Origin of the sequence: Fulvivirga lutea, from assembly GCF_017068455.1 — a bacterium.
GTDB lineage: Bacteria > Bacteroidota > Bacteroidia > Cytophagales > Cyclobacteriaceae > Fulvivirga > Fulvivirga lutea.
This window is the reverse complement of record NZ_CP070608.1, coordinates 3174347-3190624: the sequence shown is the minus strand read 5'-3', so window position 1 is coordinate 3190624 and position 16278 is coordinate 3174347. Positions and strand designations below refer to the sequence as shown.

The window sequence follows — 16278 nt, the reverse complement described above, 5'->3', positions numbered from 1 at the left end:
CGGGCTTTTTTGTTTATGGAGCATTTATGATATTACATCATTCCTGGCATTCCACCGCCACCTGGCATTGCCGGGGCTGGCTCATCTTCCTTTATGTCAGAAACAACGGCTTCAGTTGTTAATAACAATCCAGCGATAGAAGCAGCATTTTCTAATGCCATTCTAGTTACTTTAGTTGGATCGATAACACCAGAAGCAATCATATTCTCATATGTATTGTTTCTAGCATTGAAACCAAAGTCTTTCTTACCTTCTCTCACTTTCTGGATTACAACAGATCCTTCCATACCAGCATTCTCAACGATTGTTCTCAATGGAGACTCTAATGCCAATCTTACGATGTTGATACCAGTATTTTGGTCTTCATTTTCGCCTTCTAATTTCGCTAAAGCATCAATAGCTCTGATAAGTGCAACACCACCACCAGCAACTACACCTTCTTGTACAGCAGCTCTTGTAGCGTGTAACGCATCATCAACTCTATCTTTCTTCTCTTTCATTTCTACTTCTGTAGCAGCTCCTATGTAAAGGATAGCCACACCACCAGAAAGCTTTGCAAGTCTCTCTTGTAGTTTTTCTTTATCGTAGTCAGAAGTAGTATTTTCTATTTGTTGTTTGATTTGATTCACTCTTGCAGTGATGTCAGCTTTTTTACCGGCACCATTTACAATTGTAGTGTTATCTTTATCAATGTTTATTTTCTCAGCAGTACCTAAGTAATCAAGAGTAGCGTTCTCTAATTTGTAACCTCTCTCTTCAGAAATTACTGTACCACCAGTTAGAATAGCGATATCCTCTAACATTGCTTTTCTTCTGTCTCCAAAGCCTGGGGCTTTAACAGCAGCAATTTTTAGAGAACCTCTAATTTTGTTCACTACTAGAGTAGCAAGAGCTTCACCATCAACATCCTCAGAAATAATTAATAATGGTTTGCCAGTTTGTGCTGTTGCTTCAAGAATTGGAAGCAATTCTTTCATCGAAGAAATTTTCTTATCGTAGATTAAGATGTAAGGGTTATCTAATTCAGCTTCCATCTTATCTGCGTTAGTAACGAAGTAAGGAGATAAGTAACCTCTGTCAAACTGCATACCTTCTACAGTTTTAACTTCAGTTTCTGTTCCTTTAGCTTCTTCAACAGTGATCACACCATCTTTACCAACTTTATCCATAGCATCAGCGATCATTTGACCGATTTCGCTATCGTTGTTGGCAGAGATAGTACCTACCTGAGCAATTTCATTAGAATTTTTGATTGTTTTTGACTGTTTTTTCAAGTCAGCAACAACAGCTGCAACTGCTTTATCGATACCTCTTTTAAGGTCCATAGGGTTAGCACCAGCAGCTACGTTTTTAATACCGTGAGCAAATATAGATTGAGCTAGAACAGTTGCTGTAGTTGTACCATCACCAGCATCGTCAGCAGTTTTAGAAGCAACTTCTTTTACAAGCTGAGCTCCCATGTTTTCTACTGCATTTTCTAATTCAATGTCTTTAGCAACAGACACACCATCTTTAGTTACAGTAGGAGCACCGAATTTCTTATCTAAAATTACATTTCTTCCCTTAGGGCCTAAGGTTACTTTTACTGCATCAGCTAGTTTATCAACGCCTTTTTTTAGTTGATCTCTTGCTGAAGTATCAAATGATATTTCTTTAGCCATTTTATTTCAGTTTTTAAGTTTTGATTAAAAAATTAATTAAACAATCGCGAAGATGTCAGATTCTCTCATAATGAGATATTCCTTACCATCTACAGTGATTTCAGTACCAGCATATTTGCCATAAAGTACAGAATCACCAGCCTTTACAGTTAGTGGCTCATCTTTCTTACCGTTACCAACTGCTATTACTTTACCTTTCTGTGGTTTTTCCTTAGCAGTGTCAGGAATAATGATTCCTGATGCTGTTTTTTCTTCAGCAGCAGCAGCTTCAACAAGAACTCTGTCTGCAAGAGGTTTGATGTTTACTTTTGACATTTTTTTATAAGATTATGTTTAAACTTTTACATGTTAACAGTCAGCTATTGATCAGTTTTTATGCCAATTGATCTAAACTTTAAAAAGAAGACAATTTTACATGCCACGTGTAGATTAACTCACTTTTAATTGATAGAAATGACATAATTACCTGAATTTTTCACTGTCAAATTGTCAATGGTATTGACCTGCAACATGAATTGCTGTATCTTTTATTATTGGATTTAAATTTTTGAGGTATGGACAAGCTTAAAAGTGATTGGATAACGGATGGTTTAATTGATTTTGAGTATAAGAAGTATATTCTTTTAGCCTATTTAAAAAACGTACAAGCTGCATTCAATAGGGTGGAGCTTTATCCATCTATGGCTGAGTTGGTTATGCACTATCAAAACCTGATGGATCTTAAGAACGGGCAAGATGAGCTTCAAAATAAATTTCCTAAAGAGCTTAAAGGTATAGATAGAGAAACACTTACCTTAATTTACCAAGAGTTAGTAAGTAAGAATGATACACTAAAAGAAATTGATGACATAGTTAATTACTCCATTCCTAAATTAAAAGGCTCAATAGAAGAAGGAAAAGAAATTTATGAATTTGTGGAGGATAATTGTGAGTTCAGTCCGGTGGGGTTGGTTCCTCTTTATTTAGATGAGGGATACTTGTTGTTAAACAATCATTCTATATCAGAAACTGAAGTGTTTCGATACCAATTAACAGTGTTTGAAAAGGCTCAGGAAAAATTTAGAGGAATTCATATGACATTGATTGATACAATAACACGGAGGATAGGGGAGACTTATGAATCTGTAAAGGCCAATCTGATAAAGCGCTTTGTAGATTTACCTAACCCTGCTACTTTTTTGATTCAATCAAAAGTTGCCGTGCCTTCAACTCCAACACTGGTTCCGGTTGCAAAAAGGCTACTTGTCAGATATGTAAGTTCTGGTTAAAGCAATAAAAAAGGCCCTGACGAAATAGTCAGGGCCTTTAATTTTTCTTATAAAAATTGGTTATTCACCACCTTCTGAATCTTCACTTTCTAAATCACCAAGGTCAACCGCTTCACCTTCTTCACCTTCGGTAGTTGATTCTTCTTCCACTCCGCCTAAATCTAAGGCTGGTGTTCCACCACCTTGCTGCTCTTGTGCTCTGTCAATAAATTGATCTGTGCTTGAACCACCTTTAGTAGTGATTAAGTTAGTTCCAATTGATAGAACGAATATTGCGATGATAAATCCCCAAGTTAACCTTTCAAGAAGATCACCTGTTTTCTTCACACCTATCATATTACTAGCACCTGAACCACCAAATTGGCTAGATAAACCTCCTCCTTTAGAATTTTGAGCAAGTATAACCAGGATTAATAGCACACAAGCAAGTAAAATTAAGCTTAAAATTAATGTTAACATTTAATATATTATTTTGTCAATTCTTCTATTCGAGCTGCAAAGTAAGTCTTTTTTTGGGGAAATTTCCAAATTAATTTTTTGTACATATCAATCGCCTTCTGAGTCTTACCTTGTTCAACAAGTATCTGCGCCAAATTTTCCGATAATAGGTCATCTCCAAAGCTTGTACTCTTCTCTGACAAATCCTTTTGATCCCCAGAAACTGTTTTAACCGGCTTTGAGCTAATGCTAGGTTCTCTGTCAATAAAAGAATCGATAATTTTTATTTGTTCTTTAATGGAGGCTTTTGAAACGGAGGGGTTTTCAGCCTTTTTTTTTACGCTGGTAGAATCTTTTTTGGCAGCAGCTTTTGGTTTACTCGCTTTTGCTTTTGTTGTATTTGAAGAAGATTTTGCTTTTGCTGTTTTCTTAACAGGTTCTTTGCTGGTTTCTTTTATTTTAGAAACGGTGGCCTTAGGCTTAGCAGTGGTAGTAGCTTTCTTAGATGTAGTTTTTTGCTTTTTAGTAGATGCCTTTGTACTTACAGTCGGCTTAGTTTTGCTTTCAGCTTTAATGTTTTTAGCTGTTGATGTTTTCGAAGTTGTTTTTTTAGAGTCTGATACTACAGTTTTTTTTGCTTTAGAAGTTGTTTTTTTATCATCTAAATGATCAAATGCTTCCAGATAACTGGCTTTACTTGCTTTTAGTTGCTCTAGATCAGTCCATAAACTTTTTCTGAGTATTTCAGAGTCAGTGTTGAAAGATGATACATCAATATCAACTTTCCTTTTTCCTGTATTCTCCTTCGGTGCTTCTTTTTGTTGCACTTGTTCAGGTACTTCTTTTGGCCGATCCTCTTGTGGTGCTTCTTTTCTCTTCACAGGTGCTGCCTGCTGCTTAGGCATTACCAGTTCTTTAAGAACTTGCCTGTCGGTGGTGTACATCGCTGCGGTAGCTACAGCTTTTTTGTAATGTTGCTCATTTTTACCTGAGTACCCTTTGGCTACCAAAGAATGTATAATTTGACTATACGGATAGGTTTTAGCCAATGACGACAGATCCTTGGCATCAGATAGTGTGACACTATCCGGTTCTACAACTACACTATTAAACTTCTGTTTATTCAAAAGAAGATGGGTTTATAACTATCGTAAGTAAGTAAAAATATATCAATTTTCACCAATTGGCAACCGAAGCATTGAATATGTCCAAAATAATCTGGTCATATATTTCTTCAATTAGTCTATTTTCAATTACAGTTAGATTCTGGTTGCTATCAAAGTCGGAATAAAATGAGAATCTTTTATTTTCAAAATTGAAAGTATCGTCTTCCGTATTTGTGTAAGTAGCTGATACAGTAATTGTTAGTCTTGTTAAGTCGGAAAGGCCTACATTATTACCACCTGCTGCTGTAGGAGCAACAGGAGATAGTTTATAACCCGTTACTACACCTTCTATCTGCAACTCACCATCGTTTTTAACGAGTGTCAAGTTTGTATTTTGCAAATAGTAATCTCGCAGCTTGTTGGTGAAGGTTTGTGCCAAATCGGGTGGACCACCTTCAGCTTCATTATAAAATGTTTCAATGGTGAGTGTTTCAGCAGTAATTGCCACACCAGTAAAGGAATAAATACCACATCCGGACAATTTAAGTATCAGCAAAAGCGTACTGGCACTTAAAAATGCTCTACAGATCTTCAAGCTCATATTGTTTTATTTTTCTGTAAAGTGTACGTTCTGAGATGCCCAAATCTTGTGCAGCATACTTACGTTTATTTTTGTTTTTTGCTAAAGCTTTTATAATCAGTTCTTTTTCTTTTTTCTCCAAAGAAAGAGATTCTTCTTCTTCCATTTCATGAGTGATGTCTTCAATATCATGTGTGTCATCTTCTTCATAGTCATTGGATGAATCTGAGTTGCTGGATGTTATGTTCAACAATACTGGTTCATCAGGTCTTTTAGGTTCAGAACTGCTGGCGTTATCAATATTTTCAAATAAGCTGCTGTGATCTTTTAATATATCCTTCTTTGGCGAATCATCTTGCATAACATCCAGAACGAATTTTTTCAATTCGTTCATATCTTTCTTCATATCAAAAAGCACCTTATACAATAAGTCTCTTTCTGATAGGCTTTCCTTATCCTTACTATTGTAAAGGGCAGGAAGAGAACTGTTCTGATTTGGAAGATAATGTGAAAGCTGTTCAGCCGTAATGGTTTTATCTTCTGCAGACAATACAGAAATTTGCTCCACAATGTTCTTCAACTGTCGTATGTTACCGGGAAAACGATATTGAAGTAGTATTTTTTTTGCATCATCTGTTAATGTTATTGGCTTAACACGGTATCGCTCGGAAAAATCAGAAGCAAATTTTCTAAATAGCAGATCAATATCATTACCGCGCTCACGCAATGGAGGAACATAAATAGGTACAGTACTCAATCTGTAGTATAGGTCTTCTCTGAATTTGCCGCTATCTACATTTTTAAGAAGATTAACATTTGTAGCAGCTACTACGCGAACATCGGTTTTTTGTACTTTGGAAGAACCGACCTTTATAAATTCACCATTTTCTAAAACACGAAGTAAACGGGCCTGAGTAGCCAATGGCATTTCTCCAATTTCATCCAGGAAGATGGTTCCACCATTAGTAACTTCAAAATAACCTTTACGAGCTTCATGTGCACCAGTAAAAGATCCTTTTTCATGTCCAAAAAGTTCTGAATCAATGGTTCCCTCAGGAATAGACCCACAGTTGATAGCAATAAATTGATTATGCTTTCTTGGACTCAGATGATGAATAATCTTACTAAACGACTCTTTACCACTACCACTTTCACCAGTAATTAATACGGACATATCAGTAGGAGCTACCTGCATAGCTACTGCAATGGCATGGTTTAATAAATCAGAGTTGCCTATAATGCCAAATCGTTGTTTGACACTTCTTAATTCAGATTCGTTCATAGATCGTTTTTTCTTTCGGTTATTTTACCAAATAACGTTCCAGCGCTACAATCTTCTACAAGTACATTTACATATTGGCCTTTTTGCTGACCTTCATTATCAAAAATCACTACCTTGTTAGCCGTATTTCTACCTTGCAATTGCTCCGCTGATTTTTTCGATCTTCCTTCGATTAGAACTTTGTGAACTTTACCAATATCTCTCTTATTTCTTTCGAAGGAAGTTTCCTTTTGTTTGGCTATCACCTCACTTAACCGTCTCTTCTTCACTTCAAGAGGAATGTCATCTTCATATTTCTTTTCTGCCAAAGTACCAGGTCTTTCGCTGTAGAAGAACATGTAGGAGAAATCGTATTTCACATAATCCATTAAGGTCAGTGTGTCTTTATGCTCTTCTTCGGTTTCAGTACAAAAACCTGTGATCATATCTGAAGTTATGCCGCAGTCTTCGCCTAAAATGGAGCGGATGGCATCAACCCTGTTTATGTACCAATCACGAGTATAAGTTCTATTCATTAACTCTAAAACTCTTGTATTACCACTTTGTACCGGTAAGTGAATGCATTTGCAGATGTTTTCATACTTCTTCATTGTATGAAGTACTTCATCAGTAATATCTTTCGGATGAGAAGTGGAAAAACGAACTCTTAAATCAGGGTGAATCTGAGCTACCATCTCAATGAGGTTTGCAAAGTTTACGATTTCGCTAACTTCAGATTTTTCGAGCCTTGCTTTATTGTTTACTTCTGGTGACCATTTATATGAATCTACATTCTGTCCGAGCAATGTTACCTCCCGGTATCCTTTGTCAAATAAGTCTTGAGCTTCCTTCACAATTGAGTAGGGGTCTCGGCTACGTTCTCTACCACGAGTAAAAGGAACAACGCAAAATGAACACATATTATCACAGCCTCTCATTATAGAAATGAATGCCGTAACACCATTAGAGTTTAATCTTACCGGAGTAATGTCGGCATAAGTTTCTTCTCTTGATAGGAAGGTGTTCACCGCTTTTTGTCCTTCATCTACTTCACCTACTAAATTTGGCAGGTCTCTGTACGCATCGGGACCAACTACTAAATCAACAATTTTTTCTTCGTCAAGTAACTTGGTTTTTAAACGTTCGGCCATGCAGCCCAACACACCAATCATTAATTCAGGTTTTTTACGCTTAACACCATTGAACTGCGATAAACGCATTCTTACCGTTTGCTCAGCTTTTTCACGAATTGAGCACGTATTAAGAAATATGACATCGGCATCTTCATAGTCAGAAGTAGTGTCAAAGCCATTTTCTGACATGATTGATGAGACAATTTCACTATCGGAAAAATTCATCTGACAGCCATAACTTTCAATATATAGCTTTCTGTCTTTTCCCGTGTTTGTCTTTTTAGAAACCTTTACAGTTTCGCAAGCTTCAGCCTCTGATCCGTCTAGAATATTTATGTCGTTTATTAAATTATCCATCTTACTTCTTTTGCGGTTGCAAAGTTAGTAATTAGATGTTGAAAGTGACATTATGGCAGTTTAAATTTTAAAAAAGAGAAATAAGTGTTTTTGCTTTAAGTAAGCACTCATCATACTCAGATGCAGGGTCAGAATCATAGGTGATGGCACTACCTACATGGAAGGTGCAAGTTTCAGTTTCTTGATCATAAATGAGACTTCTTATCACAACGTTAAAATCAAAATCGCCATTGGGTTTAATGTAGCCTATGGCTCCTGAATAAATGCCTCTTTTTGTGATTTCATATTGTTCGGCTAACTCCATCACTTTTATTTTGGGAGCACCAGTCATGCTTCCCATTGGGAAAGCATTTTTTATTGCCTGAATTGTGTCGGTATCAGGTTTCAGTAAACCTGTAACGGTAGATATCATCTGATGCCAAAGAGGGAAAGAATATATACCAAACATTTCTTCTACTTTTACGCTACCGGGTTTACAACTTCTCGCTAAATCATTTCGAACTAAATCGACAATCATCATATTTTCAGCCAATTCTTTTTTATTGGCTCTAAGCTCTTTTTTGATTAATTCATCTTCTTCATTAGTGGCGCCTCTTTTGGCTGTTCCTTTAATAGGTTGCGATATAAGTTTATTTCCTTCTTTCTTTAAAAATCTTTCTGGGCTACCACTGATAACATATTGATTTTTGTTTTTATACAATACTGAAAATGGTGCAGGGTATTTTTCGCATAACAGTAAGTATGTTTGAATGGGATCAATTTTGCAACTTTCACTTAAGAATGGGATACAGTAATTAATTTCGTAAATATCGCCTTCAATGATATGGTTGATAAGTTTTTTGGCCGTTTGAATGTATTCACTTTTAGATACCAACTGCTCAAATTGAATAGAAGGTTGCGGATGATGATCTTGAGCTGATTGCTGAATTTCTTTGAGTATTATTAATGGATCGGCTTCTGTTTCAATTTGGATTGACTCTCCTCGGAAGGTAATTATTGTAGTAGCCTTGAAAAAGGAAGTCTCGGCTGAGTCTATTAGTCTTTGATTGTTACTCATTAGTTTTTCAATCTCATTTTTTAAGTCGTAAGAAAAGTGGCCTGCTAAATAGCTACGGTTAGTAAGTTTCTGTTGTAGATTTTCAAATGATGAACCAGATGAAATATTTAACAACGAGTCACCCACTAAAAGAATGTGCTCAAATGGGTTATGCGGAAATGTGTAGTTGTTTGGATTGAAATAAGTGAAATGTTCAAAGCCGGAAGCCCAACTCAATGCTTGATGAATGAAGCCCTTTAAATTGTTTTTGGGAAGTTGAAATTCCTGTTTGGTTTTCATGAGATACAAAAAAAGGGAAATGAATTCATTTCCCTTTAAAAATTATCTATAAAACGATTACATAGATGGAGCGTCTGCTACCACCTCGAATCCTACGTTTACTGTGTTGTAAATAAATTTATCTTTTGCCTTATCCACTACATCAGCCTCATCACCATACTGTAGGCCCCATTGGGTTCTATCAATATTGAATTTTGCTTTAGCCATTATCTGTCCGTCTGTAAGAGTAACATTGGCAGGGAACGAAACACTTAGTGTTTTGCCCCTCATGGTAAGATTTCCTGTGATCTTATGCGTTGGCGATTCAACTCTATGCTCTTTTGCTGATGCTGGCTTATACTCGCTTTCAAACTCTTTTTTTACTTTGATTGAATCTTTAGCTGAGTAAGGCTCAACAGATGTAATTGTGAAGTTTGCAGTTGGATGGTTTTCAGCATCAAAAAAGTCAGCAGACTTTAAGTGACCTACAAGCTTAGCCTGCATTTCAGGGTTCTCAGCCAAATCATCATTCGAAATTTCTGTGATGTTCATATCAATTGATCCTCCCACAATGGCGTCTCCTTCAACAGCAACAGTTCCGCTTGAGATAGGAATAGTACCATTGTGCTTACCAGTTGGTTTACTTCCAATCCAGCTTACAACACTTTTTTCGGTATTAACAGTATATTCTTGAGATGCAGATACATCTTCTACTTCCTTTGCCTCTGAAACTTCTGCATCTGTACCTTCAGACTTTGGGTTGCAAGAAAATAGAAAGCCTATAGCTGTAAGAATTAATAATTTTGAATAAATATTCGTTTTCATAAATAGTTAAGATTTGTTGGTTTTCTTAGTATACATCATAAATTTAACCTCTAACAAAACTAACTAGTAAAAAGTTAAATTTCATATATGGCCTTGATTAAATCTGTAAGGGGTTTTGAACCTCATTTTGGAAATGATTGCTTTTTGGCTGATAACTGCACGGTAGTAGGCGAAGTGAGAATGGGTGATAGATGTACGGTTTGGTTTAATGCCGTAGTGCGCGGAGATGTGCATTCGATAACTATTGGAAATGATACCAATATTCAGGATGGTGCTATAATTCATTGTACCTACCAAAAAGCAAAAACGGTAATTGGTAGCAAAGTTTCAATAGCTCATGGTGCAATTGTGCATGGCTGTACTATTGAAGATAACGTTTTAGTGGGTATGGGTGCAATAATTATGGATGACGCTATAATAGGTAAAGGCTCTGTAATAGCAGCCGGGGCAATAATCCTTCCTGGTACTGTAGTTGAACCAAATTCCATCATGGCTGGTGTACCGGCCATTAAGGTGAAAGAAACGAGCGATAAAATGCATGAAGTCATTGAAAGAACAGCCAAAAACTATCCTATGTATTCTAAATGGTATAACTAAACTTTAAACACTATGAATTTTTTAGTAAAACTTCTTATTTCCGGTCTGGCAGTTATTCTTACCTCTTATTTATTACCTGGAGTATCAGTCGATGGTTATTTTGCAGCGGTACTAGTTGCCGCGATACTTTCTCTATTAAATGTAATTGTGAGACCTATCTTGATTGTTTTAACAATTCCTATTACAGTTTTTACATTGGGACTTTTCCTTTTGGTTATCAATGCATTGATGATATTGATTGCTGATTATTTTATTCCAGATTTCTATGTGGATAATTTTTGGTGGGCGCTTTTATTCAGCGTGATTTTGGCCGTAATTAATTCTATTTTCGCAGATTTCTCCAAAAAGTAAAATTTAATCATTTAACTACGGCTAGAATTTGTTTTAAACGGCATTTTATTTTAAATTATTTCTCCGTTTCAAAAATTAAATTCAGTTGTATGCTATCCTCCAATAAAGCGTTCGATCCAAAGGTGATAAGTGAGTATCGAGATAAAATGAAAAAACTGAACCAGAACTTTCTTATTTCTGATTCAGAAGATAACTCGGACGAATACTGCAACTTCTTTTTTGTTGGAATGTACGAGGGAAAAGAAGTTGTTTATGATGCCGTCATGTATACGTTGAGACTTCATCATTTAAGTGAAGTGTATGAAGTGGCTGAACACAAGGCCGCCAGGCATTTTCCGGAATTTAAAAAAATCAAATACCGTGAAGATGAAAACGGAGATTTGGTTGCATTAGATGATTTAGAAGAAGAGATAGGTCTTTTTATAGCTGAGGCTATAATGGAGATAGAAGAGGAGGAAGAAGTAAAAGTTAAGGAACATGTGGAATTAGATCCTAACATAGATTTTGGAATTGGCTTAGACATAGGCCTCAACAGAGATACAATTGATAAAAAGACTATTTCCGATTTTGTGAAAAGATTTAATGAAGATTCTTTGGAACTAGATGAGACACTTTATTCGTTTCAAACACAGGATGAAGAACTGGCTTAGAAGAAATTCATGAAGGAGAGCAGAGAGGCGGATAAATTAAAATTCAATAGGAGCATACAATATACACTTGCTTTTATCATTCTCATTTGGTCAGTTAAAGTTGTTGAACTTGGTCTTAATTTAGATTTTGGATCTTTAGGCATTTTACCCCGCACTGCGCAAGGATCAATTGGTATATTTCTGGCCCCACTTATTCATGGCGATATATACCACCTTATTTCAAACACATTTCCGATACTAATTTTAGGAGTAGGTATTTTTTACTTCTACAATAAAATTGCGCTCAATGTTATATTTTTAATTTACCTAATGACAGGTTTTTGGGTTTGGATGGCCGCCAGAGATGCGTACCATATTGGTGCCAGCGGACTTGTTTACGGGCTTCTTACTTTTCTTATTTTTAGCGGCTTTTTTAATAGAAACAGAAATACGTTAGCAGTTTCATTTGTTATACTTGTGTTATATGGTGGTTCTTTCGCTGCTGGTATTATACCCACTAAAGCTGGAATTTCATGGGAATCGCACTTAATGGGAGCAATTGCTGGTGTATTTTGTGCTGTTTATTATCGCAAGCATTCTGTTGCAAGTGTAATTGAAGACACCGAAAGTATTCAATCCTTAGATTTCAAGTACACTTACACTGAGAAGGGAAGTACGAATACCAATACTTATCATTATATCTACCAACCAAGGGAAGAAAAAGATACTGATTAATTGTTGTATTGTTTAAATTCTTAGTATTTGGAAAATCAAACTATTCTTCATTTACTTTGCGGCTTATTTAAACTGAAAGTATTGTGAAGAATTTATCTCTAGTATTAAACATTGTTCTAGTAGTAGCTGTAGGTGTTCTATATGTGCTACATTTTTCTAAACCTTCTGCCGAGGCGGCCAAAGGCAATTCTCAAAAAAATGATTCTATTGATTATAGTGTAGTATATATCAACTCAGACTCTGTTTTAGTGAATTATGATTACTTCGATAAAATTCAATCTGAGTTACAGGAAAAAGGTGCTAAGCTAGAAAAAGAGTATCAATCAAGAGCTGAGGGCTTGCAGCGTGAAGTGAATGATTTCCAAAGAACAGTGAATAGCTTAACGATTGGTCAGGCGAAAGCTTTAGAAGAGGACTTATTGAAAAAGCAGCAAAACTTGAGGGTTTATCAAGAAAATCTATCTCAACAATTAATGAGAGAAGAAGCTAAAATGAATCAGGAGCTTTATAAAAAAGTAACTTCATTTCTTAAGGACTATAGTGCCGAAAACGGTATTGATTTAGTGGTAAAATTTAACCAGGGAAGCGATGTGCTTTATGCCAATGAAGGTATGGACATTACGAAAGAAGTAATTGAGGGCTTGAATGCGGCATATGCCAAAGAGTTAAGCGCACCGAAGGCTAAAACTGATTCAACAAAAGCAGAGTAAACCTCAAATAATTGCATTTTATGAGGGTTGTAATTAACTTACCTATTATTTTAGTTTAAACAGCCCTTATAAACATGTTAAAGGCGCTATTTTTAGCATTAAATGTACGCCAAAATGAAGAAACCCAAGTTCTACTATTACTTGGACAGGGTTTTTTTATGGGGATTTTCCTCGCCACATTTCAAATTTCAGCCGAGACACTTTTTCTTAATAGGCTGGGCGAATACTTGAAGGAAGCGATACTTTTTTCAGGACTTTTAGGAATATTAACAACCGCTCTTTTTTCCTATTTACAGAATAAAATTTCCTTTGCCAGGCTGGCGTTAGGCAACTTACTTCTAATATTATTTTTTACCACAGCCATTTACTTGGGTTTTAGGTACACATCTGAAACCTTACAGGATTATCTAATATTCTTCATGTTTGCCTTAAGTGGACCAATTCTAGCCGTCAGTTTGCTTGGCTTCTGGGGTACTTTTGGCAGGTTGTTTGACTTAAGACAATCTAAAAGAATTATTGGTGGTATTGATATCGGTCAGCTATCTGCAGCAATTATAACTTCCTTTAGTTTTCCATTACTGCAATCGCTCATCCCAAAAACATCTAACTACCTGATAATTAGCTGTGTTAGTATTGTACTTTCTTTTGTATTCCTGTTAATTCTTACCTCAAAATTTGATCTGTCCCAAGCGGAAATTTCTCAGTCTACTGATGAAGAGGATTCAACGAATATTAAGGCACTTCTAAAAAATAAATACGTTAGACTACTTTCTATATTTCTGCTTTTCAGCATGGTGGCCTTTACATTTATTCAGTACTCCTTTCAAGAGGTAGTGAAGATTCAGTACCCAACTGAAAACGAAATGCGAAACTTTCTCGCCATTTTCAATGGTGCTATTCTAATTCTGGGATTGTTACTACAAACCTTTGTGAACGACCGTATAATCGGTGAGTATGGCTTGAAAATCTCATTACTCATTCTACCTTTTATACTTATTTTCTTTACTGTAGCAACCATTGCCGCAGGACTTATATTCGGTTATGATACCAGTTCTGAAGGAGCATTCATATGGTTCTTCTTGTTTGTGGCACTTAGTAGACTATTTAACTTCTCATTGAGGGATTCACTTGAAAACCCTACATTTAAGCTGTTCTTCATGCCTTTAGATAACAGAGTTAGGTTTGATATTCAAACAAAAGTAGAAGGGCTTGGTAATGAAACTTCACGATTTGTGGCAGGAGTTTTAATAATGGGTCTATCATATCTTTCATTTATTGAACTGATTCATTATTCGTACGCTCTAGTGTTTCTTATCATAGGCTACTTTATAATTACTAATAAGCTTTACGCAGGGTACAGAAATAACGTTAAGCTAAAGCTGGAAAAGCAACAAAGGGCAACCTCAGGCATAGCCTTAACATTAGGTCAAAAGTTGGTGGACAAACTTGAGAAAAGGCTATCGGATACGGCTGCTGGCAAAGCAATTTTCTCTTATAAATTGCTTGAGAAAGTAGAACCAAATGTCCTTCCTGCATCGATAAATAAGTTAATGGGACATAAGGTTCAGCAAGTACGCGATTTTGCGCAGTTTAAAATGAATGAACTTAAAGGCCTTTCAGTATCTGAGCGTTACGTGATTTCATCAAACAAGTCTAATAGTGATGGTAAGCAAATGGTGAGCGGGAATGATCTGCTTTCGTTATTTCAATCTGGCGATATCAGTAAATCAAGGGTATCTAAACTAAGCAAATCTGATATTGCCGAAGATAGACAATACGCTGCTGAGCTATTAGGTAATTCTGAAGATGAGGAAAATATTTCTGTACTAATCGAACTTTTAAATGATATTGATCCAAAGGTTAGGTACACAGCAATAAAAACTGCCCAAAGGAAATTTAATAATGAGGTATTGAATGCTCTCATCCACAATTTAGATAACCCCGTTTACAGTGTGCAGGCTGCTAACGCCTTAACTGTAATAGGAGGAAAGGCTCTCAATGCATTAGATAGTGCTTTCTACAAATCAGGACAAACCACTCAGGTCATGCTCAAGGTGGTTCAGATTATAGGTAGAATTGGAGGTAATAAGGCAAAAGAGATCCTTTGGAACAAAATGGATTTCCCGGATAAGGTAATGGTATCGCAAGTTCTCTTTGCACTAGGAAATGCAGGTTTCAGGGCAAGTATATCTCAAATACCTAGAATTAAGTATGCTATAGAATCCGATATAGAAGATATTACATGGAACTTAGCTGCTATTAATGAAGTGAGTGAAGAGCATTTCGGTGTAGAAATAAAGAAGGCTTTGGACGAAGAGATTGATTATGATATTGATCATATCTATATGCTGCTGTCCATGCTTTATGATGCACAATCTATACAGCTGGTAAAGGAGAATATTGAAAGTTTAACCAGTGAAGGAGTTACATATGGTATTGAGTTATTAGACGTATTCCTTTCTGATGATTTAAAGCAGCGTATCATTCCAGTACTTGATGATCTGTCTTATGTAGAAAAAGCCAGAAGATTAGAAATATTCTACCCTCGTGAGAGGTTGGATAATAAAATGACATTGAAGTTTTTGTTAAATAGAGACTTTTCGCAGACTAACCGCTGGACAAAATCCTGCATTATATATCAAATTGGCCTCCTTGAGATCAGAGAGTTCTATTTCGATTTAGTTGCCAATCTCTTTAACCCTGATCAGTTGATCAGGGAGATGGCTGCTTGGGCCTTACATAAAATTGATAAGAAATCTTACGAAGAAAATGTAAAAAGGCTCGGCCTCAATGCTAAGCGTGAACTTGATCAGGTGGTAGTTAATGATGATGACGAACTTTCCAAATCATTAAGATTTGAGAAGGTATTGTTTTTAAAAGGTATCCCCGTTTTTAAAGATATTTTTGGTTTAGTACTAGCTGATTTAATTGATATAACCGAAGAAGTAGCTATAGCCGAAGGGGAAACTATTGCGGTTGATGATCACTATAACGATAATTTCTTTATAGTCTACCGCGGTAAAATAAATTTATACGAAAATAGCAATGTGAAGGCAGAAGTAAATGTAGGTGAGTTCCTTGGAGAGATGATCAATACTGAAAATCACCTAAAATCAAACTTGATATTAGCGTTAGAAGACACTGTTCTTTTGAAAATAAAGAAAGATGGGTTTTATGATCTACTTGCTGACAATATAAAATTAGCTCACAAGATGATTGAATATGTATAGTATTAATCTAATATAATATTTTATTGAGCAGTTGTTTTTTTATTCATAATACCTTTATTTTAAGTACTTTAGCGAAAATTTT

At 35.9% G+C, this 16278-nt stretch carries 16 protein-coding genes; 7 read left to right on the top strand and 9 right to left on the bottom strand.

Annotated elements, in window-relative coordinates:
- Nucleotides 1-32 precede the first annotated feature (32 nt).
- The gene (groL, locus tag JR347_RS14220) at nt 33-1661 is read right to left on the bottom strand and encodes a chaperonin GroEL (RefSeq protein ID WP_205721255.1); all 1629 of its coding nucleotides are present in this window, start codon (nt 1659-1661) and stop codon (nt 33-35) included.
- A 36-nt stretch (nt 1662-1697) separates the two neighbouring features.
- Nucleotides 1698-1976 (bottom strand): co-chaperone GroES, encoded by a 279-nt coding sequence (locus JR347_RS14215; RefSeq protein WP_205721254.1) that lies wholly within the window; start codon nt 1974-1976, stop codon nt 1698-1700.
- A gap of 239 nt (nt 1977-2215) precedes the next feature.
- Between JR347_RS14215 and JR347_RS14210 the strand changes: the two genes are divergently transcribed.
- Nucleotides 2216-2929, top strand: coding sequence for a hypothetical protein (locus tag JR347_RS14210; protein ID WP_205721253.1), 714 nt, complete (start codon nt 2216-2218; stop codon nt 2927-2929).
- 60 nt (nt 2930-2989) lie between these two features.
- On the opposite strand, the gene secG is transcribed toward JR347_RS14210, so the two are convergent.
- The 7 genes from secG to JR347_RS14175 form a co-directional block, all read right to left on the bottom strand.
- Nucleotides 2990-3388 (bottom strand): preprotein translocase subunit SecG, encoded by a 399-nt coding sequence (gene secG / locus JR347_RS14205; RefSeq protein ID WP_205721252.1) that lies wholly within the window; start codon nt 3386-3388, stop codon nt 2990-2992.
- Nucleotides 3389-3396: 8 nt separating this feature from the next.
- Entirely contained in the window at nt 3397-4494 is a 1098-nt protein-coding gene (locus JR347_RS14200) for a tetratricopeptide repeat protein (protein WP_205721251.1), read from the bottom strand.
- A 49-nt stretch (nt 4495-4543) separates the two neighbouring features.
- Nucleotides 4544-5074, bottom strand: a complete 531-nt coding sequence (gene lptE / locus JR347_RS14195) for an LPS assembly lipoprotein LptE (RefSeq protein WP_235689684.1) — start codon at nt 5072-5074, stop codon at nt 4544-4546.
- Nucleotides 5055-6335 (bottom strand): sigma-54 interaction domain-containing protein, encoded by a 1281-nt coding sequence (locus tag JR347_RS14190; RefSeq protein WP_205721250.1) that lies wholly within the window; start codon nt 6333-6335, stop codon nt 5055-5057. The genes lptE and JR347_RS14190 overlap by 20 nt, the downstream gene beginning before the upstream one ends.
- A complete protein-coding gene (gene miaB, locus JR347_RS14185; RefSeq protein WP_205721249.1) occupies nt 6332-7804 on the bottom strand; it encodes a tRNA (N6-isopentenyl adenosine(37)-C2)-methylthiotransferase MiaB in 1473 nt (490 codons plus the stop codon). The genes JR347_RS14190 and miaB overlap by 4 nt, the downstream gene beginning before the upstream one ends.
- Before the next feature lie 67 nt (nt 7805-7871).
- The gene (locus JR347_RS14180; protein WP_205721248.1) at nt 7872-9140 is read right to left on the bottom strand and encodes an anthranilate synthase component I family protein; all 1269 of its coding nucleotides are present in this window, start codon (nt 9138-9140) and stop codon (nt 7872-7874) included.
- A 57-nt stretch (nt 9141-9197) separates the two neighbouring features.
- Nucleotides 9198-9944: a YceI family protein gene (locus JR347_RS14175; protein WP_205721247.1), complete on the bottom strand. Its 747-nt coding sequence runs from the start codon at nt 9942-9944 to the stop codon at nt 9198-9200.
- A gap of 87 nt (nt 9945-10031) precedes the next feature.
- Here JR347_RS14175 and JR347_RS14170 point away from each other — a divergent pair, with 87 nt between their 5' ends.
- The 6 genes from JR347_RS14170 to JR347_RS14145 all read left to right on the top strand — a co-directional run bounded on the left by JR347_RS14170 (nt 10032) and on the right by JR347_RS14145 (nt 16196).
- Nucleotides 10032-10541, top strand: a complete 510-nt coding sequence (locus JR347_RS14170; RefSeq protein ID WP_205721246.1) for a gamma carbonic anhydrase family protein — start codon at nt 10032-10034, stop codon at nt 10539-10541.
- Nucleotides 10542-10553: 12 nt separating this feature from the next.
- The gene (locus tag JR347_RS14165; RefSeq protein ID WP_205721245.1) at nt 10554-10892 is read left to right on the top strand and encodes a phage holin family protein; all 339 of its coding nucleotides are present in this window, start codon (nt 10554-10556) and stop codon (nt 10890-10892) included.
- A gap of 89 nt (nt 10893-10981) precedes the next feature.
- Entirely contained in the window at nt 10982-11542 is a 561-nt protein-coding gene (locus tag JR347_RS14160) for a hypothetical protein (protein ID WP_205721244.1), read from the top strand.
- A gap of 9 nt (nt 11543-11551) precedes the next feature.
- Nucleotides 11552-12256, top strand: coding sequence for a rhomboid family intramembrane serine protease (locus JR347_RS14155; protein ID WP_205721243.1), 705 nt, complete (start codon nt 11552-11554; stop codon nt 12254-12256).
- 83 nt (nt 12257-12339) lie between these two features.
- Complete coding sequence (locus tag JR347_RS14150; RefSeq protein WP_205721242.1) at nt 12340-12966, top strand: OmpH family outer membrane protein; 627 nt, start codon at nt 12340-12342, stop codon at nt 12964-12966.
- Between the two features lie 74 nt (nt 12967-13040).
- Nucleotides 13041-16196 carry a HEAT repeat domain-containing protein gene (locus JR347_RS14145; RefSeq protein WP_205721241.1) on the top strand — a complete coding sequence of 1052 codons (3156 nt, stop codon included), beginning with the start codon at nt 13041-13043 and terminating at the stop codon, nt 16194-16196.
- Nucleotides 16197-16278: the final 82 nt, after the last annotated feature.